Below are 1,187 nucleotides of genomic sequence, written 5' to 3'. Positions count from 1 at the left end.
CCAGCAAGTTCATAACCACCATGTTGGGAGCCGTTGGTGAGTTGGAACGCTCTTTTATTCGTCAAAGACAGGCAGAGGGTATCAAGATTGCAAAGGCGAAAGGTGTGTTCAAAGGGCGACAAAAAGATGATGAAATCCGCAAGAAGGTCGCTGAATATTTGGCTAAAGGAACATATACCAACGAAGAGATTTATAAGTTAGTTGGATGTGGGCGAGCTACATTTTTTCGAATCAAGAAGGAATTAAGTAAATCTCTGTAGATTGAAATATATGTCCGATTATTAATATCAACGCCCATGATAGCCAGGGCGTTTGATAGAGCTTCAGAAATGAGAATTATGCGCCATATTTTTATGTCGCCTAAGATAGCGGGGAGAAAACGTTGTTAAACGCGCTTAAAAGGGTGTGCAGCGCGTTTTTTGTATAGGTAAGGAAAATTTTTTGGGGATTTACGGCCTTAGAGGCTGCTATATTAATTATTTCGCGAGCGAGTTATTCTGTTACGAAGTTGCGAGGTTGAATGCACTCGATCGTATTTTCCTGTTTGATACTTCCCGCGAACTTTAGCCAGATACGATAGCCAATAGATCGGTCCCTCCAGTGTTTCAGGTTGACCGCGCTCGATAACATAATGGTTTGGGTATTCGGCCTTCTTCTTCGCTAAATGCACCAGCGTATGCTCACCACCAGTTAGTTGACACCAGATATCAATGATTGCGCTTCCCACTCCGTATGATCTCCCTCCCAATCGGTTTATTTGCCGATGTGGTAGTGCAATCCAGCAATGGTAATGGTCTTTTTCTACCTCATGTCTCTCACGCACCCAACTGAAAGCGAATTCATTGATTGGGCTTGTTACACCTTCTGGTCTTTTAGTTTTTGACTTGAGACGCTCACGCAATTTCTTAAATAGCTGTCGTACCCATTTGTTGCTTTCTTCTACGGCAGTACCATCAGGCAGACGCAAATCGAAGCGACTCAAGAAGACTCGACTGTAACTAAATAACATGGCATCAAGTTCCTCCACTATCGGCCTGAGGATATCTAACCGAACACCGGATTTCTCCGTAATGTTGATTTGGTACGCGCGACCATTATGGTAAAACGTATCACCAGTAATTACTGGATACCTACCGTGAGCGTGAGTTATGACTGTGTAAGGCGTGGTTTGTGTGATCTGTGACTGC

Annotated in this window: 1 protein-coding gene and 1 pseudogene; one reads left to right on the top strand and one right to left on the bottom strand. The window is 43.6% G+C overall.

The annotated features are described in order from the left end of the window. A pseudogene (locus EQY_RS0112700) lies at positions 1–260 on the top strand (recombinase family protein); the annotation flags it as partial. Positions 261–472: 212 nt separating this feature from the next. Here EQY_RS0112700 and EQY_RS0112695 read toward each other — a convergent pair. Then, the coding region (locus tag EQY_RS0112695) for a YagK/YfjJ domain-containing protein (RefSeq protein ID WP_000303754.1) at positions 473–1,187 on the bottom strand (715 nt) is incomplete at its 5' end.

This window comes from Escherichia sp. TW14182 (assembly GCF_000208525.1).
GTDB classification, from domain to species: domain Bacteria; phylum Pseudomonadota; class Gammaproteobacteria; order Enterobacterales; family Enterobacteriaceae; genus Escherichia; species Escherichia ruysiae.
This window is presented reverse-complemented; position numbering and strand designations above follow the sequence as displayed.